This is a genomic window from Paenibacillus sp. A3M_27_13 (assembly GCF_024213315.1).
In the GTDB taxonomy this organism is placed as follows: Bacteria; Bacillota; Bacilli; order Paenibacillales; family Paenibacillaceae; genus Paenibacillus; species Paenibacillus polymyxa_B.
The window spans coordinates 90,261-115,520 of the sequence record NZ_JANAVE010000007.1 but is presented as its reverse complement, the minus strand read 5'-3'; the positions used below and the strand labels follow the sequence as shown (position 1 = coordinate 115,520).

The window sequence follows — 25,260 nt, the reverse complement described above, 5'->3', positions numbered from 1 at the left end:
ATTTGTTTCCATAAAAAATGTAGACAAATGAATAATGAAATACTATTATATGTTTTGGGTGAAAATTTTTACAATATTAGGGAAGGGGAATAGCAAAAATTTTTCTCAAAAATTAGGATGAGGTGAGAGTGAATGAAAAAGGTAAAGTTCTCAATAATTATCTTTCTGTTATTCTCTTCAATTGGTGTTACTGCTTCGGCTAATAACGAAGATATTACGGAAAAAGTTAGCGATTCAGTAACGCAATCAACTTATGGATTAGAACATTCTAAAAATGTTACAGTAAAAAATGATGCTGAGGTTAGCCAGGAAAAGATAAACAACTTTATTATTCAAGCCAAAAAAGTTGTTAGAGAAGAAAAAGCAAATAGTCAATCATTGAATGCATCTATTGAATCTTCTACATATGAAACTGTTGACTACTGTTATTTGGACGATACTAACCTCTTTTTTTATGAGGATTCTTCAATTAAAGATCCAGAGTTGATTATTTTACCAGTTGAAAATGGTAGAGAGGAAACACACGTTATTAAACCACAAGCAATACAAGGAGGATTTGGAGGAAGGGTATTGGTCAATAGTACGACAGGTAACTACATTGAGACTAGGGCCATTACTACATCAAGTAACTCTACTTTGCTGGCTACAAATGGAACCCCGTATATGTATACAGGGTTTACAGCAAGGGGATTGGAAGTTGATGCAGGATTGGCTTATAGTAAAGGAGATGCTCCGGGAGTTTGGCAGCCTTATCTTAAAATAGGTGGGGACGATCCACTGTCAACTTCATATCTACTTGATGGTTATAATCAGGTACAATATAAAAATGGGTATATTACTGGACAGCCAGTTCAGATGGACTTATGGAGGAACTATACTAGTGGTGTTGAACATAACGCTGTAAGATTAAAACTTGCGGGAACTGCTATATGTGCGGATCTTGGATGTTCAAGACATGGTGATACTAAGCTGACCACTATCTTTTCTAAATCAAATATTGGAGTGAACAGTGTAGTTAATTATAAGTTGTTAGCAACTATTGCTGGTTCCGGAGCAAGCGGGCAGATGAATTCTACTCTAAGTGAAATATCAATTGACGGGATAGCCAAAACACCAGTTAAAGATGAAGTAGCCAATACTCAAGTCACAATTAGTGGAAATAGTACATCTTTTAAGCTTTCAAAATAGTATATTAATATAGTTTATAGAACCGTTCTAAGGAGCGGTTTTATTTTTTTATTAAAAGCCATATTGTTTGCTTACACTCCACTACCGCTTCATTTTGACAATTCATTTCATGAATAGATATAATTTATGGGATAAAACTTGTAGGAATATTGGGAACTCCCCTAACTTTTGCTGAATAACATGAAAGTATATTTATTTTAATGAATCGAGGCTGACGAATGAGTAATCAATCGATGGACATGCTTCTCACGAAGGATATCGTGCGTGAAGGGGAGTCTATTTTGCGTACGAAGGTTGATCCGGTATGCTTGCCACTGTCTGAAGAGGATCTTCAACAGATGCAATGGATGCTGGATTATCTGAAAAATAGCCAAAATGAAGAGCTGGCTACCCGCTATGAACTGCGCCCGGGTGTGGGATTATCTGCGAACCAGGTAGGTTTGAACAAAAGAATGTGCGCTATTTATTATGAAGATGGGGACAAAACGGTAGAGTATGCGTTGTTTAATCCGAAGCTGGTCAGCCACTCCACGTCCATGATTTATTTGGAACAAGGTGAGGGGTGCTTGTCTGTAGATCGGTACGTAGCCGGATATGTACCTCGTTATGAAAAAATTCGTATTAAGGCCAATTTGCCAGACGGAACACAGGAGCTATTGACTTTCAAAGGTTATGCAGCGATTGTAGTACAGCATGAAATGGACCATTTGGACGGTATTATGTTCTATGACCGTATCAATCCGGAAGATCCGCACAAGCTGCCGCAGGGAGTGCATATCGAACCTTTTGTACGTAAATAGCTCATGATCCGTAAAGTGTGGTGACTCCGTTCGCCACATTTTTTTAATTTTGCAAAAAAATATGGATATAGAGGTTACGAAGCTTTAAACTGGAAACATGTAGCTCGTGATAGAGGATGTGAAAATACACAAAAATGTAAGCGCTTATCTTATGGGAGGGATGACATGAATCGTGGAGTACGGCTTCTGATGAATAATATGCGTATGCGGAATAAGCTGCTGTTCTCCTATGTACTGATTGTCATGATCCCGGTGCTGGTGGTAGGCGGCTGCGTTACTTTTTATTTGCGAGAGCAGGCATTGAATAGTGCAATTGCCCAGACAGTAAACAATGTGGAAAAGATCAAGAGCCAGACGGCAAATTTACTGCGTGTGCCAACGGATATTTCAAATGGGCTCATGTTCGATAAGAGGTTGAGGGAGATGGCGAACAGACGGTATCCGGGTATGGTGGAGCTGATGAATGCGTATCATCAATACAAGGATTTTAATGAGTATACTCAGCAATATAGAGAGATTGCTACCATCCGGTTCTATTCGTACAATCCGACGCTTGTCAATAATCTGGAGTTTATTCCAGTGGACTCTAACATTGAGCGGCAGCAGTGGTTCCAAACGGCTTTGAAGGGGACGGCGATTAACTGGTTTTACATTCATGATAAGGAAGATAACCCGGTTAATCGCCTGAGCCTGGTACGGCAAATTCCATTTCCCGAATACAATACCAAGGGAGTTCTGATGATATCGCTGAGTCAGACCGAGTTGAATCATATGCTGAGCAAGGAGCCCTTTGAAACATTGATTGCAGATCGTAATGGTATTGTGGTCGCAGCTACTCGTCCGCAGTCGGTGGGTCAGACGTTGGGAGATTTACATTTGGGCTTTGATGTTCAGCGTGCGGGTAAGGGAATATATGAAGCGAAAATCAACGGAAAGTCCTCCAACATCATCGTGGATGAGCTGCTGCCCGCCTCCAGTGTGAGCGGATTTACGATTATTTCAGTGTTTTCGACGGAGCATATTGTACAGGGAGCCAACCGAATTAGCTTGATTGGTGCTCTATGTGTTCTTGCGGTGCTGGTTATGGCACTGATTCTGATCACCATCATTTCCTGGCTGATTACCAAACGCCTACAGCGGTTGAGCTATGAACTGGGTAAGGTAGCCGCGGGCGATTTTCATGTGGTATCGAGTGTGGAGGGAAGGGACGAGATCGGGGATTTATCCCGCCGTTTCAACTATATGGTGAACAGTATTCGCCAACTCATGGCGCAGGTCTATGAGACGAGTGAGCATAACAACAGACTGGAATTGGCACAAAAGGATATCAAGCTAAAAATGATGGCTAGCCAAATTAATCCGCATTTTCTGTTTAATGCGTTAGAATCCATTCGAATGAAAGCACATCTGAATGGGGAAGCGGAAATTGCAACGACGGTGCGTTTGCTTGGCAGGCTGATGCGCCGGAATCTGGAGATTGGCAGTGGTAAAACGACGGTACTACAGGAGCTGGATATGGTGCGATCCTATTTACAAATTCAGCAGTTCAGATTTGGAAATCGTTTGATTTATGAAGTGAATTTGGAAGAAAGCGCGACGGACCTGTCGATTCCTCCCTTAATCATACAACCGCTGGTGGAAAATGCAGTCATTCATGGCCTGGAAAATAAGGAAGAGCCAGTTACCGTGAAGGTAGATATTGCAATAGAACGAAGAGAGCTAAAAATTAAAGTAGAAGATGATGGGATTGGCATGGAAGCTGGGCAACTGACCCGTCTGCTAGCTCGGATCAGGGGGACGGAAGAGCCGGAAGGAAGCAGTATTGGCCTGCGTAATGTACATCAACGTCTAACATTGATGTACGGCGAACGTTATGGACTGCATATTGAAAGCGCATTACAAGAAGGAACAACCGTATACTTTTCCATACCAAGGGGGGAAGAGTCGAATGTATAAAGCAATGATTGTAGATGATGAGCCTGCGATTCGTGAAGGATTGTCCTCCATTATTGACTGGGGGAATTGTGGCTTCCGTATTGTCGATACGGCAGGGAACGGACGCGAGGCTCTGGATAAGTTCGGAGAGCATCGACCGGAGCTGGTCATTGTAGATATTCGTATGCCCGGGATGAGTGGGCTGGAGGTCATACGAAGCATACGTGAAAAGAACGGAGAGCCGTTTCACTTTCTCATATTAAGCGGATATGCAGACTTTGATTATGCACGGCAAGCCATGGGCTTCGGGGTGGATGGCTACCTACTGAAGCCAGTTGATGAGGAAGAAATGACGACAGAGTTGAAACGGGTACGGCAAAACATTGAGGACGAGAAAGAAGATGGCAAATGGGGAAGTCCGCCTTCCCATGAGCGTAATTGGATCGAAGCACTATTGTTTCCGGTTCATCAAGAGCATGCTCGTAATGCTGTGGAAAGCAGCGATTCTCTTCACAGAGCATCCAAGCAAGCTGAACATCAAAGCGGTAACGGAAAACATGGACAACAGCCCGTGTTACCAGCGTTGGACTGGAGTAGCTATCAGGTTATTCTGCTCGATTTACGTATTCCTGACTGGGATCGGCAAGCTCGGCTGGCGGCAGCAAAGCAGCGGCTAACAGAATTGTGCCATGAGCAGGGCAGAGGTATCGTGTTTGAGGCTGGAATATATATGGGTCTTTTGCTTCCCGCCACGTTAAAAACGGAGAAAGATGCTGTTCAGTTACTGGCTGCTTGGCGACAGGAGCTAAAGCCGTGGGCAAAGGAAATTTATGTGGCTGCCGGTGATCCTGTAGCCATTCTTAACGACATTCCCAGGTCTTTTGAGCAGGCACTACGATTGTTAGAACGTACGTTTTTGTTCCGGGCAGAAAGAGCCATGCTTTCCGGAGACCTACACGAATTGGAGACAGTCGAGACTGAAAGGAGTGGAGCGTCTGATAGTGCCACAGATGATCCCCTACGTTATGCAGAAAAGCTGTATTATGCGCTAGATATGGCTAATAGTGAAGCTGCAACCCGTGTCATTAAGGAAATGGAAGGCCAATTTCCACGGATTTATCGCACAGAATCTGCAATCAAGGCGGCGTTCGCCCAAACATTCACACTGGCGTTGAACAAGTATGCAGCCGGACAGGATCACAGCCGAACCGTGCTAGAGGAGCACTCCAGCTTTATAATCGATGTATATGCTTATTCCACATTGGGCGAGCTGGTGGATCACTCGCTGGAGCATGTGTTGCAATGGATTGGCCAGACTGAATCTGGTGGCAAGGGCATCATCATGAAACAAATGATTGACTTTATACATAGTCATTATGATGAAAATTTGCGACTGGAGTTACTGGCAGATATGTTCAATTACAATAGTGGCTATTTGGGCAAACTGTTCAAAAGTCATACTGGCGAGGCCTTTAATGCCTACCTGGATAAGGTGAGGATTGAGCGAGCAAGAGAATTGCTTGCTCAAGGAATTAAGGTGCACCAGGTGGCGGAACGCGTAGGATATGCGAATGCAGATTATTTTCATAGTAAATTTAAAAAGTATGTTGGAATGTCACCTTCCTCCTACCGTAATCGGGTTCAAAAGAACGGAGGAACAGATGGCTGTTGATAGAATCCCTAGGTTTAACGCTATGAAGTCTCTCTTACAGATGTCGGAGGTACGACCTCCGAACGAAGAGAGGCTCTTTTTTATGGCGGATAAATGGATAGATCAATCGAAAATGTCACATTTATTATGTAGTTTAGGCCGTTTTCATCAAATCGCCATCGTTATGACACATATTTGACACGATGTTCACATTTTCGATTCTATTTCATTTAAATTTATTCTATATAATGGGGATAATCTGAAGCCGGATCATGACAACCATGGTGAAGGTAGTTGAGTGAGTCATTTTCTAAAAAGTGACCGCTGCATATGTAAGAATGTGAATACTATCACAAATGTAGAAGACTTCAGATTACAGACACTATAAATCAATGTTAAGAGAAGTGCAGGGGGAGGAGCAACATCATGGACGTATTGGATTTGGCACGGTTGCAGTTTGCAACCACAACGATTCTTCACTTTGTTTATGTGCCGATCTCCATTGGATTGTCGTTATTGGTGGCAATTATGGAGACTATGTATGTTATCAAAAAAAATGACTTGTACAAAAAAATGGCTCAATTCTGGGGAACGTTTCTGCTGATTAACTTTGCACTGGGCGTAGTCACCGGGATTTTGCAAGAATTCCAGTTCGGGATGAACTGGTCGGACTTTTCCCGTTTTGTGGGTGATGTATTCGGTACGCCGCTGGCGATTGAAGCGCTACTTGCATTTTTCCTGGAATCGACCTTTATCGGATTATGGGTATTCGGTTGGGAAAGATTGTCCAAAACGGTCCATTTAATCTGTATGTGGCTGGTATCTATCGGTACGATGTTATCGGCGTTGTGGATTCTAGCTGCTAATTCATTCATGCAGCGTCCAGTAGGATATGAGATTCAAAATGGACGTGCAGAAATGAAAGATTTTGCTGCTCTGTTAACGAATGAACAACTGTTATGGGAATTTCCGCATACGTTGTTTGCTGCTTTTGCAACGGGGGCATTTCTTATCGCGGGTATCAGTGCATGGAAGCTGATGCACAAAAAGAATATGGACTTTTTTAAACCTTCTTTTAAATTGAGCATTATTGTTGCCTTAATCAGTGCCATTGCTATTCCTTTGTTTGGTCATGGTCAGGCTCAATATTTAGTGAAAACACAACCGATGAAGATGGCTGCCAGTGAGGGCTTATGGGAGAACAGCGGTGACCCCGCTCCTTGGACAGTTATCGCGGGTATTGATCCTGAAAAGAAGGAAAATACCTTTGAAATTAAAGTTCCTTTTGCTCTGAGTTTTCTATCTTATAGTAAATTTTCCGGCTCTGTGCCTGGTATGAATGAGCTTCAAGCAGAATATGAAAAAACCTATGGTCCGGGCGATTATATCCCGCCAGTACGTACCACGTTCTGGAGCTTCCGTATTATGATTGCGGCGGGATGTGGCATGATTGCACTCGCTTTATACGGTACTTACCTGACGTTCCGTAAAAAGCTGGAAGGTTCACATCGCTGGTTCTTCCGTCTTATGATATGGGGGATATCCCTTCCATTCATTGGGAATACTGCTGGTTGGATCATGACCGAAATAGGTCGCCAACCGTGGACTGTATTTGGTTTGCTTCAAACAAAAGATTCTGTTTCGCCCACGGTTGTGGCAGGAGAAGTGCTGTTCTCGTTCATCTCATTTACCACATTGTATTTAATTTTAACAGGTGTGCTGGCATTTCTGTTTTACCGTACGGCTCGCAAAGGTCCAGATATCGAGCCACATCAGCAAACGGTAATTCATGATCCATTTGCCCAAGGGGGTGACAATAATGACGCTAAATGATTTATGGTTCTTATTGATCGCAGTGTTGTTTACCGGTTTCTTTTTTCTGGAGGGCTTTGATTTTGGCGTGGGGATGGCCACGGGATTGGTACCGCGCAATGACCAACAAAAACGTTTGATGATCAATACGATTGGTCCATTTTGGGATGCCAACGAAGTGTGGCTGATTACAGCAGCAGGTGCGATGTTTGCCGCTTTCCCGCATTTTTATGCAACTATGTTCAGCGGATATTATCTGGTATTTGTCTTTATTTTGCTAGGTTTGATTTTGCGTGGAGTTTCTTTTGAGTTCCGCGGCAAGGCTGAAGGGAAATGGTGGACAGGAACGTGGGATGCCTGCATTCTGATTGGTAGCTTTCTACCGCCGATGCTGTTCGGTATGGCTTTTGCGGCTTTGGTGAAAGGTGTACCTATTCAGCAAAACATGGATTTGAAAGCTGGATTTTCCGATGTGTTCAATGGATACACCGTATGGATTGGACTGACAGTGGTCGGAATGTGCCTAATGCATGGGCTGACGTTCATTTCTCTGCGGACGATTGGAGAAGTACGGGATCGTGCTCGCGTGATTGCGTCCAAATTTCTTCCGGTATTGGGCATTTTACTCGCTGGCATGGTGGTATGGACTTATTTTGCAACGGATTTATTTGCACGTCGCGGTCCCTTTATGTATGCTGCGGTAGCAGTGGGAATTGTCGCCTATGTGCTGACGTGGTACTTCCTGAAGCAGGGCCGCGAAGGATGGGCCTTCGGGATGACAGGTGCATTGATTTTGCTGACCTTCGTTTCGTTATTCGTTGGTTTGTTCCCAAGATTTATGGTGAGCTCGATTAACAGTGCTTTTGATTTGACGATTTATAATGCAAGCTCCAGTCATTACACACTGAAAGCCATGACGATTGTTGCAGCAACGCTTTTACCCTTTGTGCTGGCTTATCAGGCGTGGAGCTATTTTGTTTTCCATAAGCGTCTCAGTGAGAAGGATCATTTGGAATACTAATGGATAAGGCATGGTTAGAATTAAAGGGCATTCGGCCAGTAATGCTGCTACTGGCTGCCCTTTCCCTGCTCCAGGGGGCTGCTGTGATTGCACAAGCAGTCTTCTTGGCAAAGGCTGTTACGATTTTATTTGATAAAAATCCGCTGGTGATGGCTTGGCCGTCACTGGCGTTGTTTTTCGCTGCTTTTGCAATGAGGCATACGATGATCTGGCTGCAACGACGGACAGCCGGCCGTTTTGCCGAAGCTTCAGGCGCTTCCTTACGGGAGCGTCTGCTTGCACGTTTGTTCGAACGGGGGCCGGGTTTTGCAGCGCAGGAAGGCAGCGGCAAGTTGGTGACGCTAGCGCTGGACGGCATGGATCGTTTTCGCACGTATTTGGAACTGTCCATTCCTCGAATGATTGACATGATGGCTGTAACTATACTTGTGCTTGTGTATGTTTTCACATTGGATGTCATTTCAGGTGTAATTTTGACGACTACGATGCCGATTCTGGTGGGCTTCTTTATTTTGCTCGGCTTGGCAGCGCGGAAGCAGGCAGACAAGCAATGGCGTTCCTATCGTCTGTTATCTCACCATTTCACGGATTCGCTGCGTGGACTTCAGACACTAAGGTTTTTGGGGCGTAGCCAAGAGCATGGGGAATCGGTTGGGAAGGTCAGCGACCAATACCGCACGGCAACGATGCGCACGCTGCGGGTAGCGTTTCTTTCCTCATTTGCCCTCGATTTTTTTAGTATGCTATCGGTCGCTTTTGTCGCGGTAGGCTTGGGTTTGCGCCTGATTAGTGGCTCGGTAGGTTTGGAGGCAGCGCTTGCGGTGCTTATTCTGGCACCAGAATATTTTATGCCCATACGCCAGTTGGGATCAGACTATCATGCTTCACTGGATGGTAAGGAGGCTTGGGGAGCAATACGCTCCATTCTCAGTACAGAAGATAATGCGACCGAGCCGAATAAACAGGCAGCTAGCGATAAAGGATTGGACATCACGGGACAGGATAGTCTCGAGCTATCTGATGTGTGCCTCCTTAATGAAGACGGTTCGGCTCGGCTTGAACATGTGTCTGCAAATGTTGAACCGCACATGAACATGATCGGTATCGTTGGAGCTAGCGGTGCAGGTAAAACGACGCTGCTCAGTCTGCTTGGCGGCTTTGCTGATCCCACTTCGGGTGAGCTGCTCCTGAATGGATGCGGATTGGCTGGGGTTGCCAAAGCTGAATGGCAACGGCATATTGCCTATATTCCACAGCATCCATACCTGTTTAGCGCTTCTCTGGCAGATAATATCCGCTTTTATGAACCGGAGGCATCCAACCAGCAGGTAGAGTGGGCGATTGACGCGGTTGGACTGCGTGAACTGGTAGACGGTCTTCCGGGTGGATTGAATGAGCCCATTGGTGAAGCAGGTCGGACACTGAGCGGAGGGCAGGCGCAACGGATTGCATTGGCGCGGGCATTGCTCAGTAATCGTCCGGTCGTTTTATTGGATGAGCCTACGGCCCATCTGGATATTGAGACAGAATGGGAGCTAAAACAGACGATTTTATCGGTTTTGAAACATAAGAGAATGTTTCTTGCCACCCACCGGCTTCATTGGATGCCAGAAATGGACTGTGTCTGGATGATGGATCAAGGTCGCCTGGAAGAAGTAGGCTCCCATCAGCAATTGATTGCCCGTAAGGGAGCATATTACCGATTGCTGACGGGGATATCGGAAGGAGGGAACGGACGATATGAGAGTAACGGACAATAGCAGACAAGGCTGGTTTGTGACGTATCTGAGACAATATTTTTGGGCCTTTCTGGTAGCTGCTCTTTTGGGCGCGCTGGCCATTGGATGTGCGGGCGCGTTGCTCTTTACGTCCGGTCATCTGATTACCCGTTCGGCCTTAAAACCGGAAAATATATTAATGGTGTACGTTCCAATTGTGCTTGTGCGAACATTTGGCTTTAGTAAAGCGGTTATTCAGTACCTGGAGCGCTTGGTAGGGCATGATGCCGCACTGCGTCTGGTGTCCCGTATGCGGGTACGCTTATATCGGGCAGTAGAACCGCAGGCGCTGATGATTCGCAGCAAATTCCGTACAGGGGATCTATTAGGATTGCTGGCAGAGGATATTGAGCAGCTTCAAAACATCTATCTGAAGCTAGTTCTGCCTGCGCTATCGGCTTTGCTGATTTATGCAGCAGGCATCTTGGAGCTCGGACGGATGGACGGAACCTTTGCCTTGCTCATGGCGCTATATGGCGGATTTTTGCTTTTTATTGCCCCAGCTATCTCACTATGGACCTCACTCGCCAAACGGCGAATGTTCAAGCAGGAACGGAGTAAAGCCTATCAGGAGCTGACGGATGCTCTGTTCGGCATGAGTGACCTGGTGCTGAGCGGACGGACTGGGCATTTCCTGAGTACCTTTACACAACGGCACAATAGGGCTGCCGTGATGGAGAATTCACTTCGCCGGAGCGAGTGGCGTTCTCATTGGATCGCACAATGCGTTGTAGGCGGCGGGATTGTGATTATGACTGTGTGGGCCGGGGGACTGGTAGCACAGAATCGTATAGAAGCCACATGGCTGGCATCCTTTGCCCTTGTGGCTTTTCCATTGCTGGATGCCTTCGTTCGCGCTGGAGAAGCGGTGGTTCATGCACCGGAGTATCAGGATTCACTTCGACGGTTAAAGGATTCGGAGAAAGACACACCTACACCGGGAGCAGGCGGAACAGCAGACATTCTAGAGGAACAGGCTACCGCTATGCGATTGGGCCTCGGAGGAGACCTGCTGCTGAACAACGTAAGCTACCGCTATGCGGCAACGCAGGAATGGAGCGTGCGTAATATCTCCCTACACGTACCGCAGGGGGGCAAGGTTGCATTGCTTGGCCGCAGTGGTGCGGGCAAGTCCACGCTGCTGAACCTGATTCAGGGAGCATTGCAGCCTGATGAAGGTAGCGTCACTGTCGCAGGGATTCCCGTATATACAGGTGGAGCATACTCCAGTTTATTTGCGGTGCTAAACCAGCAGCCGTATTTATTCGATACAACGGTAGCGAACAATATTCGGCTGGGACGACCTGATGCTACGCTGGATGAGGTTCGTGCAGTAACAGAGCAGGTAGGGCTTGGAACTCTAATTGATTCTTTGCCGGAGGGCTACGATACCCGAATGCAGGAGACGGGGCTTCGTTTTTCCGGTGGAGAAAAACAGCGAATTGCACTGGCGCGGATTTTGCTGCAAAATCACCCGATTGTTTTGCTGGATGAGCCAACAGTGGGACTTGACCCACTGACAGAGCATGAACTCATGCAGACGATGTTTCGTGTGCTGAAAGGCAAAACATTGATCTGGATCACGCATCATCTGACAGGAATGGAGCATATGGACGAGGTGATCTTTATGGAGCAGGGCACCATTTCCATGCGGGGCAGTCATGAACAGCTTTGGCAGGAGCAGCCCCGATACCGCAACCTGTATGAGCTGGATCATCCGAGTCTATGAAATAGGAATAGAATGACCTAAGCAAACTTATAGCCCTCGACACATTTTGTGCTGGGGGCTATTGTTGTGTCTTGCTCATTTCAATGCTATAAATAATTCAATCTCATTGTCTGAACTTTCTGGATTATATTTCTCACCCCAAATTTCAAAATCGTAATCCTTCGGTTCATTTCCGGTATCTTTAATCCATTGGCCATATATGTAGTCATACGAATGATCAAGCTCCGATTCGAGCCCCTTATGTGTGAAAGTTACATACTTACTTTCATTTACAGTATGACTTATCATATTTAATGGAACCTCACCTAGTTTACTTATTTCATAACAGATTATATTTGTAAACTTATCTACCTGAGGATTAAAATCAGGCTTCATGGGATAAATTTGCATTAAAATTACATTCTCATTTTTCCTGTCCCGAATTTCATCTTTTCTTTCAATTAATGAATGATAGATGCTCTTGCCAAGACCAGACTCAAATTCATTAATATTGGCTTCGATTCTGTAACCTGCAACATGAAAAAGAGGTAATGTTATTACGTTAGTTTCCATAAAGTCTCCTCCATCCAATAAGTTTGTCAAGTTTGATTATAATGTAAACCCCAATACAATTTTAGTCATCTTTCACTATAGGATCGATTTTGTTTGGAATCCGCAAAAAAGTTATGCTTGGAAGGCATAGAGACCCCTCATATATCTAATTTTGAACTGATTTTTCTCCTAATTCGTCGGGTACCCGCTTCCAAGCCAGCAAAGTATGATAATAGTATCTAGAGATGAGGAGGAGCTTGTTATGGAATCTTCAACTGAAACCGCTTCCAACAATGGTGCTGTGATTCCTGAATCCAATCGTGGAAGACCACGCAAGGCTCGCGGCCCGAAGCCTGAACGTGGTAGAAAAGGCTTGTGGGACAGTGTGAAGCAGCAAAAGTATCTTTATTTTATGTCCATTCCTTTCGTCATATGGGTGTTTGTTTTCAGCTATCTGCCGCTCTGGGGCTGGACGATGGCGTTTCAAAATTATAAGCCAGCCAAATCCTTTACGGACCAGAAATGGGTAGGGCTGAATAACTTTATTGAGTTATTTCAGGACGAACGATTTTATCTAGTATTACGTAATACACTGGCGATGAGCCTGATGGGGATTATATTTGGTTTTGTCGTACCGATCTTTTTTGCAATTCTGTTAAACGAGTTGCGGGGAATGCTGTTCAAACGGTTTGTGCAGACGATATCCTACCTCCCGCATTTTGTATCCTGGGTAGTTGTGGCTGGATTGGTCACGAAAATGCTGTCCATTGACGGAGGCATTGTCAACGATATATTGGTAGCGCTTCATATTGTGGATGAGCCGATTCAGTTCATGGCAAAGGGGAGCTGGTTCTGGTACATTGTAACCGCTTCCGACATATGGAAAGAGACAGGTTGGAATACGATTATTTATTTAGCTGCAATCACCGGAATTGATCAAGAGCAGTATGAAGCATCGCGCGTGGATGGAGCGAGCCGCTGGAGACAGATGTGGCATATTACACTGCCGGGTATCCGCTCGACGATTGCCGTTCTGTTCATTATGGCGATTGGGCATCTGGTGAGCAATGGTTTTGAAAAGCAGTTCTTGCTTGGCAATAGTCTCGTGACGGATTATTCCGAGGTGTTGGATCTGTACGCGCTCAATTACGGGATTAATTTGGGTCGCTTCTCTTATGGGACGGCAATTGGTATTTTCAACTCACTGGTTAGCATTTTGCTGTTGTTTACGGCGAACGGTATATTCAAAAAACTGACCAAAGAAAGCATCATGTAGGGAGGGAGAAGCGAAATGACGAATAAGGCATTTAATGCTACCCGGTCTGAGAAGCTGTTTGACCTGTTCAATTATATCCTCATGGCTCTGATCGTGGTGTTGACGCTGTACCCGTTTCTGAACGTACTTGCGATTTCCCTGAACAATTCAACGGACACGGTTCGCGGTGGAATTTATATATGGCCCCGCCAATTTACGCTCGAAAATTACAAAACGATTTTCCAGTACGATGGCCTTCTTCAGGGACTGCAAATATCTATTCTTCGTACTTTGGTCGGAACAGTACTCGGATTGATTTGCGCGTCTATGCTTGCTTTTACATTGAGTCGGGTCGAGTTTCGCGCTCGTAAGTTTATTTCTACGTTTTTGGCGTTGACGATGTATTTTTCTGGCGGGATGGTGCCCGTGTTTATTTTGATGCGTGATCTGCATCTGCTGGGTTCGTTTTGGGTGTACATTTTTCCAGGCTTAATTAGCGCTTTTAACGTGTTTGTTATTCGTTCCTTTATGGATGGTTTGCCATATGCGCTACAGGAGTCTGCCAAACTCGATGGGGCGAATGATTTTACGATTTACTGGAGAATTATTTTGCCGCTGTGCAAACCAGTATTGGCAACGATTGCTCTTTTTCTGGCAGTAGGTCAGTGGAATGCTTGGTTTGATACGTATTTGTATAATGGTGGGGCGCCGCAATGGACGACGCTACAGTATGAGCTGATGAAGATACTGCAAAGTACGCAGCAAGGCGGCTCCAGTATGACGAATAGTAACGATATGGCTAAGCAAATGGCTCAAATTTCACCAGAGTCGATTAAAATGGCAATCACGATTACGGTTACGCTCCCCATCCTGATGGTATATCCGTTCCTGCAAAAATATTTTGTAGGCGGGATGACACTGGGGGCAGTGAAATCATAAAAGACAGGATTCCGGTAGTAAAATAGCAGTTATTTGCAGGAGAAGTCATCATAGGAATATAGGAGGATTTATACATGAAAAAACACTGGTCCAGATTTGCACTGATTCCCTTGCTCGCGGTGTCCCTTACCGCACTCGCAGGTTGTGGAGGAAGCGATAAAGCAGCGAAGGAAGGCACATCCAGCGGCACAGACCCGATTACGTTTAGCTTCTTCGGAGCAGATACAAGCCCACAATGGAACGGAATGAAGGATGAAATAGGCAAGGAAATCACCAAAAAAACAGGTGTAACCTTGAATGCGGAATTTGATGTCAGCGGTGGAGGTGGAGATGACCGAATTGCTTTGATGGCAGCAAGTGGAGAATACCCGGACTTGGTTTCTCCTAAAGCGAATATTAACAAGCTTGTGGATGCGGGGGCCATGATTGATCTGACAGATCTGATCAACGATCATGCACCCAATCTCAAAAAGCTATATGGACCCTATATGGATCGTTTGAAATACAGTAATAAAGATCAATCCATTTATGTCCTTCCTACGTATGCAGGTGTGGGACAGGAGAGTTTTGACGCGACGGGGGGATTTGAAATTCAGCATAAGGTGCTCAAGGAGCTAGGATATCCAAAGGTAAGAACGCTACAGGATTATGAAAACGTACTCAAAACCTATGCAGCCAAACATCCGACGATCAATGGCAAAAAAACGATCCCACTTACGTTGGATGCAGACGACTGGAGAATTATGATTACCGTAACGAATCCTGCCTTCCAGACGACTGGAGCGCCGGATGATGGTGAATATTTTATTGATCCCAAAACATTTGAAGCGAAGCTTCATTACAAACGTCCGGAAGAAAAGGAATATTTCCGTTGGTTGAACCACATGTACAATGAAGGACTGCTCGATAAAGATTCATTTGTGCAAAAAAGTGATCAATACAAATCCAAAATTGCCAGCGGCCGTGTCCTCGGTCTGATCGACCAGGAGTGGGGTTATCAGGATGCCGAAAATGCGTTAAAAGCGTCAGGTAAATCCGAATCCAGCTACGCGCATTTTCCAGTTACACTTTCGGAGGAATACAAGGATCGTTCCTTTCAGGATACGGGCTTCACGTCCGGTTATGGAGTAGGTATTACAGAGAATTGCAAGGACCCGGTGCGGGCTATTAAATTCCTTGATTATTTAGCTTCCGATGAAGGACAGGTGCTAGTGAACTGGGGGATCGAAGGCAAGCATTATGAAATTAAAGACGGCAAACGTGTCATTCCTGCTGATGTACTGGAACAAAAAACGAACAATACAACCAACTTCAATAAATCTACGGGTATAGATTTGTACACGCTCATCAGCGGACACTATGGTGACGGCGTGAAGGACCCTACAGGTAACTACTATACTGCCAAATTCCCGGAACAAATTATCGCGGCTTATTCGAAGCCGGAGAAAGAATCACTTAAAGCGTATGGCGTAAAAACGTGGAAAGATCTGTTCCCGGACAAGAAAGAATTTGATGTAAAGCCTTGGGGCGCAGCCTATAACCTGACAACAGACAATGAATCCAGCTATAACGTTACATTCAAAAAAACGACAGACATTATCCGCAAACGTATACCGGAAGCTATTTTAGCACCGGCTTCCAATTTTGATACGGTATACGACAACATGATTAAAGAACTGGATGCCGCCGGAGCTGTCCAAATGGAACAGCAATACACGCAACTGGTGAAGGACAGAGTGGAGTTATGGAGTGGCAAGGCTTCTAAATAGCTGACTGCTTTTAACGAAATTTTGAATGCCGGAATGACAGAGCGCTTGTCCTTGTGGTCCATACGGGATTAGCGCTCTGTTTCATCTTGATGGGGGAGGGTTTGATGTGACGAAAAGCGAAAGACCACAGTCCCTGCGTTTATGGTATCGCCAGCCTGCTGAGGTATGGGAGGAAGCATTGCCAGTCGGTAACGGAAGGCTGGGAGCTATGGTATTTGGCGGAATCAGAGAGGAGCATTTGCAATTAAACGAGGATACGCTCTGGTCCGGATTTCCCAGAGACGGCGTTCAGTATGATGCATTGCGATATTTGCAGCCTGTCAGAAAGCTGATTGCAGATGGAAAATACAAGGAAGCGGAACAACTGATTAATGCGAATATGCTAGGTCGCGATACGGAAGCCTATCAGCCTTTGGGAGATTTGTGGATTACGCAGGAGGGCCTAGGGGAAATTGCACATTATGAACGGGAACTGGATTTGCTGACCGGAACGGCAGCGGTCACTTTTCAGAGTGCTGGAGTCTGCTATACCCGTGAAGTTATCGCCAGTGCGCCAGATGGAGTCATGATGGTGTCACTGACTGCGAATAAGCTTGGGAAGATCCATGCATCCGTGCGCATCACTTCCCTCCATCCTTGTGAAGACGAGGTTGGAGAGGATATACATTTTGGTGATTCATCCAAATGGGATAGCGATAAGGAGGACGCTCCATCCGAGGAGCCGTCCGGGGACTTTATTACGTTGACTGGACGAGCGCCCAGTCATGTGGAATCTAATTATCACGGCGATCATCCACAGTCTGTTGTTTATGAAAATGATTTGGGGATGGCTTTTGCAGTTCAGGCGAGGGTTATTCCCGAGGGAGGAACCTTGACGAAGGGTGCTGATGGAGCACTGATCATCTCAGGCGCGGATAAAATCACGGTGTATTTGGCAGCAGCTACCGGATTTCGGGGATTTCACACTATGCCGAATAGTGATGCAACGGAGTCAGCAGAAGCATGTCAAGTCATTTTAGACGGAGCAATTTCGCTGGGAAGTGAGCAGGTGCGGCAACGCCATGAACAGGATCACCGAAAGCTGTTTGACCGCGTTGTATTAGAACTGAGAGGTGATACTTTAACCGACGACTCCGTTCTACCGACCGATCTGCGATTAGAACGTTATCAGAAAGGTCAGGACGACCCGGGGCTGGAGGTGCTGTTATTTCAGTATGGCCGCTATTTGCTCATGGGCAGCTCGCGTCCGGGGAGTCAGCCTGCCAATCTTCAGGGCATCTGGAATGACCGGGTGCAGCCGCCGTGGAACAGTAATTATACAACCAATATCAATGCTCAGATGAACTATTGGCCCGCTGAGGTATGCAATCTTGCCGAGTGCCATGAACCATTGCTGCACATGATTGGAGAAGTTGCCCGCACGGGACGGAGGGTAGCCTCCATCCATTATGGTGCTCAAGGGTGGGCAGCTCATCACAATGTAGATGTGTGGAGATACGCTGGACCTTCAGGGGGCCATGCCAGTTGGGCGTTTTGGCCGCTTGGGGGTGTATGGCTGACCGCCCATCTATGGGAGCGCTATCTGTTTACCCTGGATACAGCCTATTTGGCAGAACAAGCTTATCCACTCATGAAGGGGGCGGCAGCCTTTTGCATGGACTGGCTCGTGGAAGGCCCGGAGGGTTGGCTTGTGACATCCCCATCCACATCACCTGAAAATAAATTCAAAACGCCGGACGGCGAGGAATGCAGTATATCTATGGGCTCCACCATGGATATGACGCTGATTCGGGAGCTGTTGGGTAACTGCATTCAAGCTGCGGACCTGCTGGAATTAGACGATGAGTTCCGCAACCGCTGCGAGGAGACACGGGACAGGTTAATGCCCTATCAAATTGGCCGTCACGGTCAGTTACAGGAATGGTTTGTCGATTTTGAGGAAGCGGAGCCTGGGCATCGGCATGTCTCGCATCTATATGGGTTGTACCCCGGTCGACAAATTCACATCCGTGATACCCCGGAGCTGGCTGAGGCGGCCCGTATATCGCTGCGTCGACGGCTTGATCACGGTGGTGGGCACACCGGATGGAGCTGTGCCTGGTTGATTAACCTGTATGCTCGACTGGAAGATGGCGATGCCGCACATCGGTATGTTCGCACGTTGCTGTCGCGATCGACCTATCCTAATTTATTCGACGCTCACCCGCCTTTTCAGATCGACGGTAATTTTGGTGCGGCGGCGGGGATCGCAGAAATGCTGCTACAAAGCCGTCCGGGAGAGCTGACGTTACTGCCTGCCCTGCCAACGGCCTGGTCGGAGGGACGGGTCAGTGGATTGAAGGGACATGGCGGGATGACGGTCGGTATGGAATGGTCCGGTTCCCGGCTTGTCCGTGCTGAACTGGCCACATCCATCTCAGCAGGAAGCTGCACGATTCGCAGTGCACATCCGTTTAGCGCTGATGCCCGTCAGGCTCTGCCTGATCCTGAGCATGGAGGATTCATTTTGTCATGGATTTTTACCAAAGAGCAGGAAATAACGAACGGACATACGATTATAATTAAAGGAGAGGAAGAGACATTATGACCATTTTTCAATTTCCGCAGGACTTCATGTGGGGGACCGCGACGGCAGCCTATCAAATCGAGGGAGCTTATGAGGAGGATGGGAGAGGTTTGTCGATCTGGGATACCTTTGCCCATACGCCTGGCAAAGTATTCAACGGTGATAACGGCAATGTAGCTTGTGACAGCTATCATCGCTACGAGGAAGATATCCGCCTAATGAAGGAGCTGGGCATTCGTACATACCGTTTTTCAGTGTCCTGGCCGCGTATATTTCCCAATGGTGACGGTGAAGTCAATCAAGAAGGATTGGACTATTATCATCGCGTAGTCGATTTGTTGAACGAAAATGGGATTGAACCGTTTTGTACACTGTACCATTGGGATCTGCCTCAAGCGCTTCAGGATGCTGGAGGCTGGGAGAATCGTCGCACGATTCAAGCATTTGTCCAGTTTGCAGAAACGATGTTCCGCGAGTTTCACGGTAAAATACACCAATGGCTAACATTCAATGAACCGTGGTGCATCGCCTTTTTATCCAATATGCTGGGTGTTCATGCCCCGGGTCTGACAAATCTTCAGACAGCCATTGATGTAGGACATCATTTGCTAGTTGCGCATGGTCTTTCTGTGCGCCGCTTCCGCGAGCTGGGCACCAGTGGCCAGATCGGTATCGCTCCCAATGTCTCCTGGGCTGTTCCTTACAGCACATCTGAGGAAGATAAAGCCGCTTGTGCGCGCACCATTTCCCTGCACAGTGACTGGTTTCTTCAACCTATTTATCAAGGCTCGTATCCTCAGTTTTTGGTAGACTGGTTTGCGGAGCAGGGAGCCACCGTGCCTATTCAGGATGGGGATATGGATATTATCGGCGAGCCTATTGATATGATCGGTATCAATTACTATGCTATGTCAGTTAATCGTTTTAATCCTGAAGCCGGGTTCCTTCAATCTGAAGAAATCAATATGGGGCTACCTGTAACGGATATCGGTTGGCCAGTGGAGTCGCGTGGGCTGTACGAGGTACTGCATTATTTGCAAAAATACGGTAACCTCGATATTTATATCACAGAGAATGGGGCTTGCATCAACGATGATGTCGTGAATGGCAAGGTTCAGGATGACCGTCGGATTTCGTATATGCAGCAGCATTTGGTGCAGGTACACCGGGCTATTCATGACGGCCTTCATGTCAAAGGATATATGGCATGGTCACTTATGGACAATTTTGAGTGGGCAGAGGGATATAATATGAGATTTGGCATGATTCATGTCGATTTCCGCACACAGGTCCGCACCCCGAAGGAAAGTTACTATTGGTATCGAAATGTAGTAAGTAATAACTGGTTGGAGACCAGACGTTAAACGAAGAGATGTTTTGAAAATAAAGCAGATTTACGCCTGTCTCTGCTCCCTTTTGTTTGAATAGGAGGCCCTCTGGGGTAATAATAACCAAGATGAATGCAGGTTGTTTCAAGTATGTAGAGACAGCAGGAATAAAAAAATAAGAAGTGTGCATACTGAAAAAAATACCTGACGAGGGCGTTTTAAACCATTTTAAACCAGAGGGAGTGGAGGGTATGGCTTCGAATGTTAGGAAATCAGGATCAAATGATAACCAAATGAGCCGCACGGTATCTGTTATCGCTTGGATCGCCTGTATTGCAGGAATTATCCTTATTTTGCTTGATATAGGTAATTTAACTGATCGAAATATATATTTAATGACAGGTATTGGCTGCGTTGTTGCCGGGATTTTTATTTTTCTAGTTGGGAAATCATTTGTCATTGCACGCAAGAAGGAAGACCAGGAAAACGGCCGCAGTTAATACAATTTAAAAATGATTTAAAGCAATATATACCGAAAACAACAATGTGGGGCTTCGAGCAGTGTAGGATGATAACTGTAAGGAGTCCCCTTTTTTCTTTAATATAACTTCTTTAAGATACACAAATAACGTTTTTATTATGTCATCTTTGTATTAATAAGAAATTTTGAATTTGCAAGAGAAATTTTATTTTTAGAGATGTTTTTCACAAAAAACGGACAAATAATCGACAATTCTGTTAACAATAAAAAAAGTGGCCGCTTTTCTGCTATCTTATATAAGGGCAACATTACAGGAGTTCGTAAGTTTTGAGTAATTTATTATTTAAGGAGAGGGGAACAACATGAACAAAAAACCAAAAGCGATTATTGCGTTGGTTTTGACCGTGCTCACGGTAGCATTGCTCATTTGGACGTGTTTTTATGCTGGCGGAAAATACGTTGTTTTCGATCCAAAAGGACCTATTGGGCAAGCACAAAAAGAGCTGATCATTCTTTCAACGTCTATGGCTGCACTGCTGATTGTACCGGTCATGATTTTGACTTTTTTCATCATTTGGCGATATCGCGACGCACCGGATAACAAAGCCAAGTACCAACCTCATTGGGATGACAGCAAAAAGCTGGAGACCGTATGGTGGGCTATTCCAATCATCGTTATCTGCATTCTTGCGGTTATAACTGCGAGATATACCTACTTGCTGGAGCCTTCCAAGCCGTTGGCAAGTACACAAAAGCCAGTAACCATTCAAGTGACTTCACTGGACTGGAAATGGCTCTTTATGTACCCTGAAGAAGGTATTGCTACAGTCAATGAAATTCACATTCCTAAAGGTGTTCCAGTCCGTTTTGAACTGACTGCCGACGCCCCGATGAACTCGTTCTGGATTCCGCAATTGGGCGGTCAGATCTACACCATGTCAGGCATGGCAATGAAACTGCATTTGCAGGCCGACCACGAAGGAACATACTTTGGTTCGGGTGCAAACTTTAGCGGTGAGCATTTTGGACAAATGCGTTTTGATGTAGAGGTTCAGTCGGATGAAGAGTACAAAAACTGGGTCGCTAACATCAAGAAGCAGTCTAAGCCGCTGACGAAAGACGGCTATTTGGCGCTTGCAAAACCAGGTTTGTCCCAACCTGATGAGTATTCTTCAATTCCAGATGGCTTGTTCCAAGACATTGTAAGCAAGTATGTAGTGGATGGTGCTTCTAACCCGCATGCTGGACATGGCGGACACACATCCACAGAAGGTTCTTCCAAGTCCGATACAGAAGATGAAGCTGCAATGGACATGAGTCATATGAATATGAGCGGACACCATTAAATGATTACAGGGAAGGAGGCCCCCAATGCTTGACAAAATAAAAGAGTTTGCATCCACTTTCTTCGTTACTGGAGACCCGATGATCTATGGAGCGGACGTTTCCATCGCACTAGCAACGATCGGGATCGTGTTTGTGCTCACTTATTTCAAAAAATGGGGCTGGCTTTGGAAAAACTGGTTGACTACCGTTGACCATAAAAAAGTCGGTATTATGTATATTCTTGCGGCCATCTTGATGTTATTCCGCGGAGGCGTGGATGCATTATTGATGCGTGTTCAACTTGCTACACCGGATGTTACACTACTGCATCCTGAGCATTACAACCAGATTTTTACAACACATGGCACGATCATGATCTTGTTTATGGCGATGCCGTTGATGTTTGGTTTGTTTAACATTGCCGTACCACTTCAAATTGGTGCGCGCGACGTTGCGTTCCCTTTCCTGAACGCATTGAGCTTCTGGCTTTTCTTTATGGGAGCGATGTTGTTCAACCTGTCCTTCGTTATCGGCGGTTCGCCAGATGCAGGTTGGTTGAGTTATCCACCGCTTTCAGAAATGCAATTTAGTCCCGGCGTTGGTCAGAACTTCTATATCTGGGGTATTCAGATTTCGGGTATAGGTTCATTGGCTACAGGGATCAACTTTATTGTTACTATCATTAAAATGCGTGCACCTGGTATGACTTGGATGAAGATTCCTGTCTTTACGTGGTCCGTATTTTCATCATGTGTTATTATCATTTTCGCGTTTCCAATTCTGACGGTTACTTTAGCCTTGCTATTCCTTGACCGCTTTGGAGGAGGACACTTCTTTACGCTTGATTTCGGCGGTAACCCGATGATGTATATCAACTTGATCTGGATGTGGGGTCACCCTGAGGTATACATTGTAGTTTTGCCTGCCTTCGGTATTTATTCCGAGGTCATCAGTGTATTCTCCAAAAAGAAATTGTTTGGATACAAGTCCATGGTTTACGCCATGTTCATTATTGCGATCTTGTCCTTCTTCACCTGGGCGCATCACTTCTTCACGATGGGATCAGGCGCAGATGTTAATGCATTCTTTGCGATTTCGACGATGGTTATCGCAATACCAACAGGGGTTAAAGTATTTAACTGGCTGTTCACCATGTATCGGGGTAAGATTACATTCAAGACCCCTATGATGTGGTCAATTGCTTTTATTCCTAACTTCTTGATTGCTGGTTTGACGGGCGTCATGTTGTCTGTAGCGCCTGCTGACTTCCAGTTCCATAACAGTTACTTCCTGATCGCTCACTTTCACTCCGCTCTGATTGGTGGTGTAGTGTTCGGTTACTTGGCAGGTCTGTACTATTGGTGGCCTAAAATGTTCGGTTTCACATTGCCTGAAACGCCTGGTAAATGGGCTTTCTGGTTCTGGAACATCGGTTTCTATGTATGTTTTATTCCGCAATATTCTCTCGGTCTGATGGGTATGACGCGTCGTCTGAGCACTTATGGCTGGGATACCGGCTGGCAGCCGCTTAACCTCGTTTCGACCGTTGGGGCATTCCTGATGGGTATTGGTTTCTTGTTCCAGGTTCTTCAAATTCTTCTGGGCATCAAGAATTATCGTAAGCTGAAGGATACAACAGGCGACCCTTGGGGTGGCCATACGTTGGAATGGTCGATTCCTTCACCTGCACCGGAGTACAATTTTGCTACCATTCCACAAGTAGAAGAACGTGATGACTGGTGGGCAGAAAAAGATAAACGTGCAAAAGGTATTTTCAGAAAGCAACCGCCAATTGAAGCGATTCATATGCCGAAGAACTCGGCGATTCCATTCATTATGTCGGTATTCTTTTTCATTGCAGGTTTCGGGTTCGTATTCGGATGGTCGTTCTTCTATATTCCAGGGTTGATCGGTGTGGCAATTTGTATGATTTGCCGTTCGTTCTTCTCCTATGATGGCGACTACTATATCCCTGCGGATGAAGTAAAACGCACGGAAGCGGCAATAAGGGGGTCTGTATAATGGCACAAGCAGCAGCACACCAAAGCCATGATCATGACCACGGGCATCACGATCCGCAAGAATTGAAGATGCTTGGTTTTTGGATCTTCCTCGTAACGGACGTAATCCTGTTCAGTACCTTGTTCGCAACCTTCGTCGTCCTTCGGAACAACACAGCCGGAGGACCGGGTGGCGCAGAGCTGTTTAACATGACGGGCGTTATTATTGAAACGTTCCTCTTGCTCACGAGCAGCTTCACAAGTGGTCTGGCTGTGTTGGCCATGAACAAAGGAAGCATGAAGGGATTAATTAACTGGTTAATCGTGACGGCGATCCTGGGTCTTGGTTTTATCGGTTTTGAGGTTTACGAGTTTGTTGAGTTGGTACACGAAGGAGCCAATTTTGGAACCAGCGCGTTCTTGTCGGCATTCTTCACTTTAGTCGGAACGCATGGACTTCACGTTTCGTTAGGTCTGGTTTGGATGATTGGACTCATGTTCCAGTTGAAGAAACGCGGGCTTACACCAGAGACGAAGGGCAAAGTTTCGGCATTGAGCTTGTACTGGCACTTTTTGGACGCTGTCTGGATCTTCTTGCTGACAGTCGTCTATTTGATGGGGGTGATGTAGATGGCACAGCATCAAACAGGAGCGGGTTCGCATGGTCATGATGATTCTCACGGTTCAGTGAAATCCTATGTTATCGGGTTTATTCTGTCCATCGTACTGACCATCATTCCTCTCGGTGTGGTTATGAATCATATGTTGAGCCGCACTTCGACCATGGTTGTTATTTTAGCCGCGGCAGTGCTGCAATTTCTGGTTCAGCTTTTCTTCTTCATGCACATTCGTGAAAGCAATGGACCACGCTGGAATGTCATGACTTTGATTTTCGGGGTAGTTATCCTGTTGACCATTGTTGGTGGTTCTGTATGGATTATGGAATACAACATGGTAGCACACTAATAACAGGATTTTTGCAAAATCACTCAAGTAAAAACGAATTAGGAAAGAAGAAGCGGACTTAGAGCCGCTTCTTCTTTTTTTGTGTAGCTTATTAAAAATAAAACTGTGGCTTCTTGAACTCAAGTTTACATATGTGTAAAATGGAATTGTATAACAGTAGAGTGAAAACGATAATACTAGTGGAG

General features: G+C 45.8%; 19 protein-coding genes. 18 read left to right on the top strand and 1 reads right to left on the bottom strand.

All coding sequences use genetic code 11. From position 1 onward, the window contains the following. The first annotated feature begins 132 nt into the window (after positions 1-132). From NLX82_RS21000 to cydC, 8 genes are all read left to right on the top strand, one after another. Positions 133-1,188: a YrpD family protein gene (locus NLX82_RS21000; RefSeq protein ID WP_028541814.1), complete on the top strand. Its 1,056-nt coding sequence runs from the start codon at positions 133-135 to the stop codon at positions 1,186-1,188. 218 nt (positions 1,189-1,406) lie between these two features. Beyond that, positions 1,407-1,988 (top strand): peptide deformylase, encoded by a 582-nt coding sequence (def, locus tag NLX82_RS20995; RefSeq protein WP_028541815.1) that lies wholly within the window; start codon positions 1,407-1,409, stop codon positions 1,986-1,988. 165 nt (positions 1,989-2,153) lie between these two features. Then, on the top strand, positions 2,154-3,944 hold the full coding sequence (locus tag NLX82_RS20990; RefSeq protein ID WP_254349012.1) for a cache domain-containing sensor histidine kinase: 1,791 nt from the start codon (positions 2,154-2,156) through the stop codon (positions 3,942-3,944). Beyond that, on the top strand, positions 3,937-5,595 hold the full coding sequence (locus NLX82_RS20985; RefSeq protein ID WP_053326116.1) for a response regulator transcription factor: 1,659 nt from the start codon (positions 3,937-3,939) through the stop codon (positions 5,593-5,595). Before NLX82_RS20990 ends, NLX82_RS20985 begins: the two co-directional genes overlap by 8 nt. Before the next feature lie 405 nt (positions 5,596-6,000). Next, positions 6,001-7,407 carry a cytochrome ubiquinol oxidase subunit I gene (locus tag NLX82_RS20980; RefSeq protein WP_028541817.1) on the top strand — a complete coding sequence of 469 codons (1,407 nt, stop codon included), beginning with the start codon at positions 6,001-6,003 and terminating at the stop codon, positions 7,405-7,407. After that, on the top strand, positions 7,394-8,407 hold the full coding sequence (cydB, locus tag NLX82_RS20975; protein ID WP_053326115.1) for a cytochrome d ubiquinol oxidase subunit II: 1,014 nt from the start codon (positions 7,394-7,396) through the stop codon (positions 8,405-8,407). The genes NLX82_RS20980 and cydB overlap by 14 nt, the downstream gene beginning before the upstream one ends. Beyond that, positions 8,407-10,167 carry a thiol reductant ABC exporter subunit CydD gene (gene cydD, locus NLX82_RS20970; protein ID WP_254349011.1) on the top strand — a complete coding sequence of 587 codons (1,761 nt, stop codon included), beginning with the start codon at positions 8,407-8,409 and terminating at the stop codon, positions 10,165-10,167. Before cydB ends, cydD begins: the two co-directional genes overlap by 1 nt. Continuing rightward, positions 10,148-11,914 carry a thiol reductant ABC exporter subunit CydC gene (cydC, locus tag NLX82_RS20965; protein ID WP_254349010.1) on the top strand — a complete coding sequence of 589 codons (1,767 nt, stop codon included), beginning with the start codon at positions 10,148-10,150 and terminating at the stop codon, positions 11,912-11,914. The genes cydD and cydC overlap by 20 nt, the downstream gene beginning before the upstream one ends. A 75-nt stretch (positions 11,915-11,989) precedes the next feature. On the opposite strand, the gene NLX82_RS20960 is transcribed toward cydC, so the two are convergent. Continuing rightward, positions 11,990-12,466 (bottom strand): GyrI-like domain-containing protein, encoded by a 477-nt coding sequence (locus NLX82_RS20960; RefSeq protein WP_023990335.1) that lies wholly within the window; start codon positions 12,464-12,466, stop codon positions 11,990-11,992. Positions 12,467-12,707: 241 nt separating this feature from the next. On the opposite strand from NLX82_RS20960, the gene NLX82_RS20955 reads away from it, so the two are divergent. The 10 genes from NLX82_RS20955 (at position 12,708) to cyoD (ending at position 25,075) form a co-directional block, all read left to right on the top strand. Next, entirely contained in the window at positions 12,708-13,721 is a 1,014-nt protein-coding gene (locus tag NLX82_RS20955) for an ABC transporter permease (protein WP_023990334.1), read from the top strand. A gap of 15 nt (positions 13,722-13,736) precedes the next feature. Continuing rightward, complete coding sequence (locus NLX82_RS20950; RefSeq protein WP_023990333.1) at positions 13,737-14,639, top strand: carbohydrate ABC transporter permease; 903 nt, start codon at positions 13,737-13,739, stop codon at positions 14,637-14,639. Between the two features lie 74 nt (positions 14,640-14,713). Beyond that, positions 14,714-16,408 carry an ABC transporter substrate-binding protein gene (locus NLX82_RS20945; RefSeq protein ID WP_023990332.1) on the top strand — a complete coding sequence of 565 codons (1,695 nt, stop codon included), beginning with the start codon at positions 14,714-14,716 and terminating at the stop codon, positions 16,406-16,408. Positions 16,409-16,514: 106 nt separating this feature from the next. Continuing rightward, positions 16,515-18,995, top strand: coding sequence for a glycoside hydrolase family 95 protein (locus NLX82_RS20940; RefSeq protein ID WP_254349009.1), 2,481 nt, complete (start codon positions 16,515-16,517; stop codon positions 18,993-18,995). After that, positions 18,992-20,338 (top strand): GH1 family beta-glucosidase, encoded by a 1,347-nt coding sequence (locus NLX82_RS20935; protein ID WP_023990330.1) that lies wholly within the window; start codon positions 18,992-18,994, stop codon positions 20,336-20,338. Before NLX82_RS20940 ends, NLX82_RS20935 begins: the two co-directional genes overlap by 4 nt. A gap of 215 nt (positions 20,339-20,553) precedes the next feature. Then, positions 20,554-20,802 (top strand): hypothetical protein, encoded by a 249-nt coding sequence (locus NLX82_RS20930; protein ID WP_013311984.1) that lies wholly within the window; start codon positions 20,554-20,556, stop codon positions 20,800-20,802. Between the two features lie 343 nt (positions 20,803-21,145). Beyond that, positions 21,146-22,129: a ubiquinol oxidase subunit II gene (gene cyoA / locus NLX82_RS20925; RefSeq protein ID WP_023990329.1), complete on the top strand. Its 984-nt coding sequence runs from the start codon at positions 21,146-21,148 to the stop codon at positions 22,127-22,129. Between the two features lie 25 nt (positions 22,130-22,154). Continuing rightward, a complete protein-coding gene (locus NLX82_RS20920; protein ID WP_023990328.1) occupies positions 22,155-24,131 on the top strand; it encodes a cbb3-type cytochrome c oxidase subunit I in 1,977 nt (658 codons plus the stop codon). Then, positions 24,131-24,739, top strand: a complete 609-nt coding sequence (cyoC, locus tag NLX82_RS20915) for a cytochrome o ubiquinol oxidase subunit III (protein ID WP_023990327.1) — start codon at positions 24,131-24,133, stop codon at positions 24,737-24,739. The genes NLX82_RS20920 and cyoC overlap by 1 nt, the downstream gene beginning before the upstream one ends. Further along, positions 24,740-25,075, top strand: a complete 336-nt coding sequence (cyoD, locus tag NLX82_RS20910) for a cytochrome o ubiquinol oxidase subunit IV (protein ID WP_023990326.1) — start codon at positions 24,740-24,742, stop codon at positions 25,073-25,075. Positions 25,076-25,260 lie beyond the last annotated feature (185 nt).

Excerpts from the sequence above, each read along its gene's own strand:
- NLX82_RS21000 (WP_028541814.1), top strand. The coding sequence starts at position 133 with ATGAAAAAGGTAAAGTTCTCAATAATTATCTTTCTGTTATTCTCTTCA.
- def (WP_028541815.1), top strand. The coding sequence starts at position 1,407 with ATGAGTAATCAATCGATGGACATGCTTCTCACGAAGGATATCGTGCGT.
- NLX82_RS20990 (WP_254349012.1), top strand. The coding sequence starts at position 2,154 with ATGAATCGTGGAGTACGGCTTCTGATGAATAATATGCGTATGCGGAAT.
- NLX82_RS20985 (WP_053326116.1), top strand. The coding sequence starts at position 3,937 with ATGTATAAAGCAATGATTGTAGATGATGAGCCTGCGATTCGTGAAGGA.
- NLX82_RS20980 (WP_028541817.1), top strand. The coding sequence starts at position 6,001 with ATGGACGTATTGGATTTGGCACGGTTGCAGTTTGCAACCACAACGATT.
- cydB (WP_053326115.1), top strand. The coding sequence starts at position 7,394 with ATGACGCTAAATGATTTATGGTTCTTATTGATCGCAGTGTTGTTTACC.
- cydD (WP_254349011.1), top strand. The coding sequence starts at position 8,407 with ATGGATAAGGCATGGTTAGAATTAAAGGGCATTCGGCCAGTAATGCTG.
- cydC (WP_254349010.1), top strand. The coding sequence starts at position 10,148 with ATGAGAGTAACGGACAATAGCAGACAAGGCTGGTTTGTGACGTATCTG.
- NLX82_RS20960 (WP_023990335.1), bottom strand. The coding sequence starts at position 12,466 with ATGGAAACTAACGTAATAACATTACCTCTTTTTCATGTTGCAGGTTAC.
- NLX82_RS20955 (WP_023990334.1), top strand. The coding sequence starts at position 12,708 with ATGGAATCTTCAACTGAAACCGCTTCCAACAATGGTGCTGTGATTCCT.
- NLX82_RS20950 (WP_023990333.1), top strand. The coding sequence starts at position 13,737 with ATGACGAATAAGGCATTTAATGCTACCCGGTCTGAGAAGCTGTTTGAC.
- NLX82_RS20945 (WP_023990332.1), top strand. The coding sequence starts at position 14,714 with ATGAAAAAACACTGGTCCAGATTTGCACTGATTCCCTTGCTCGCGGTG.
- NLX82_RS20935 (WP_023990330.1), top strand. The coding sequence starts at position 18,992 with ATGACCATTTTTCAATTTCCGCAGGACTTCATGTGGGGGACCGCGACG.
- NLX82_RS20930 (WP_013311984.1), top strand. The coding sequence starts at position 20,554 with ATGGCTTCGAATGTTAGGAAATCAGGATCAAATGATAACCAAATGAGC.
- cyoA (WP_023990329.1), top strand. The coding sequence starts at position 21,146 with ATGAACAAAAAACCAAAAGCGATTATTGCGTTGGTTTTGACCGTGCTC.
- NLX82_RS20920 (WP_023990328.1), top strand. The coding sequence starts at position 22,155 with ATGCTTGACAAAATAAAAGAGTTTGCATCCACTTTCTTCGTTACTGGA.
- cyoC (WP_023990327.1), top strand. The coding sequence starts at position 24,131 with ATGGCACAAGCAGCAGCACACCAAAGCCATGATCATGACCACGGGCAT.
- cyoD (WP_023990326.1), top strand. The coding sequence starts at position 24,740 with ATGGCACAGCATCAAACAGGAGCGGGTTCGCATGGTCATGATGATTCT.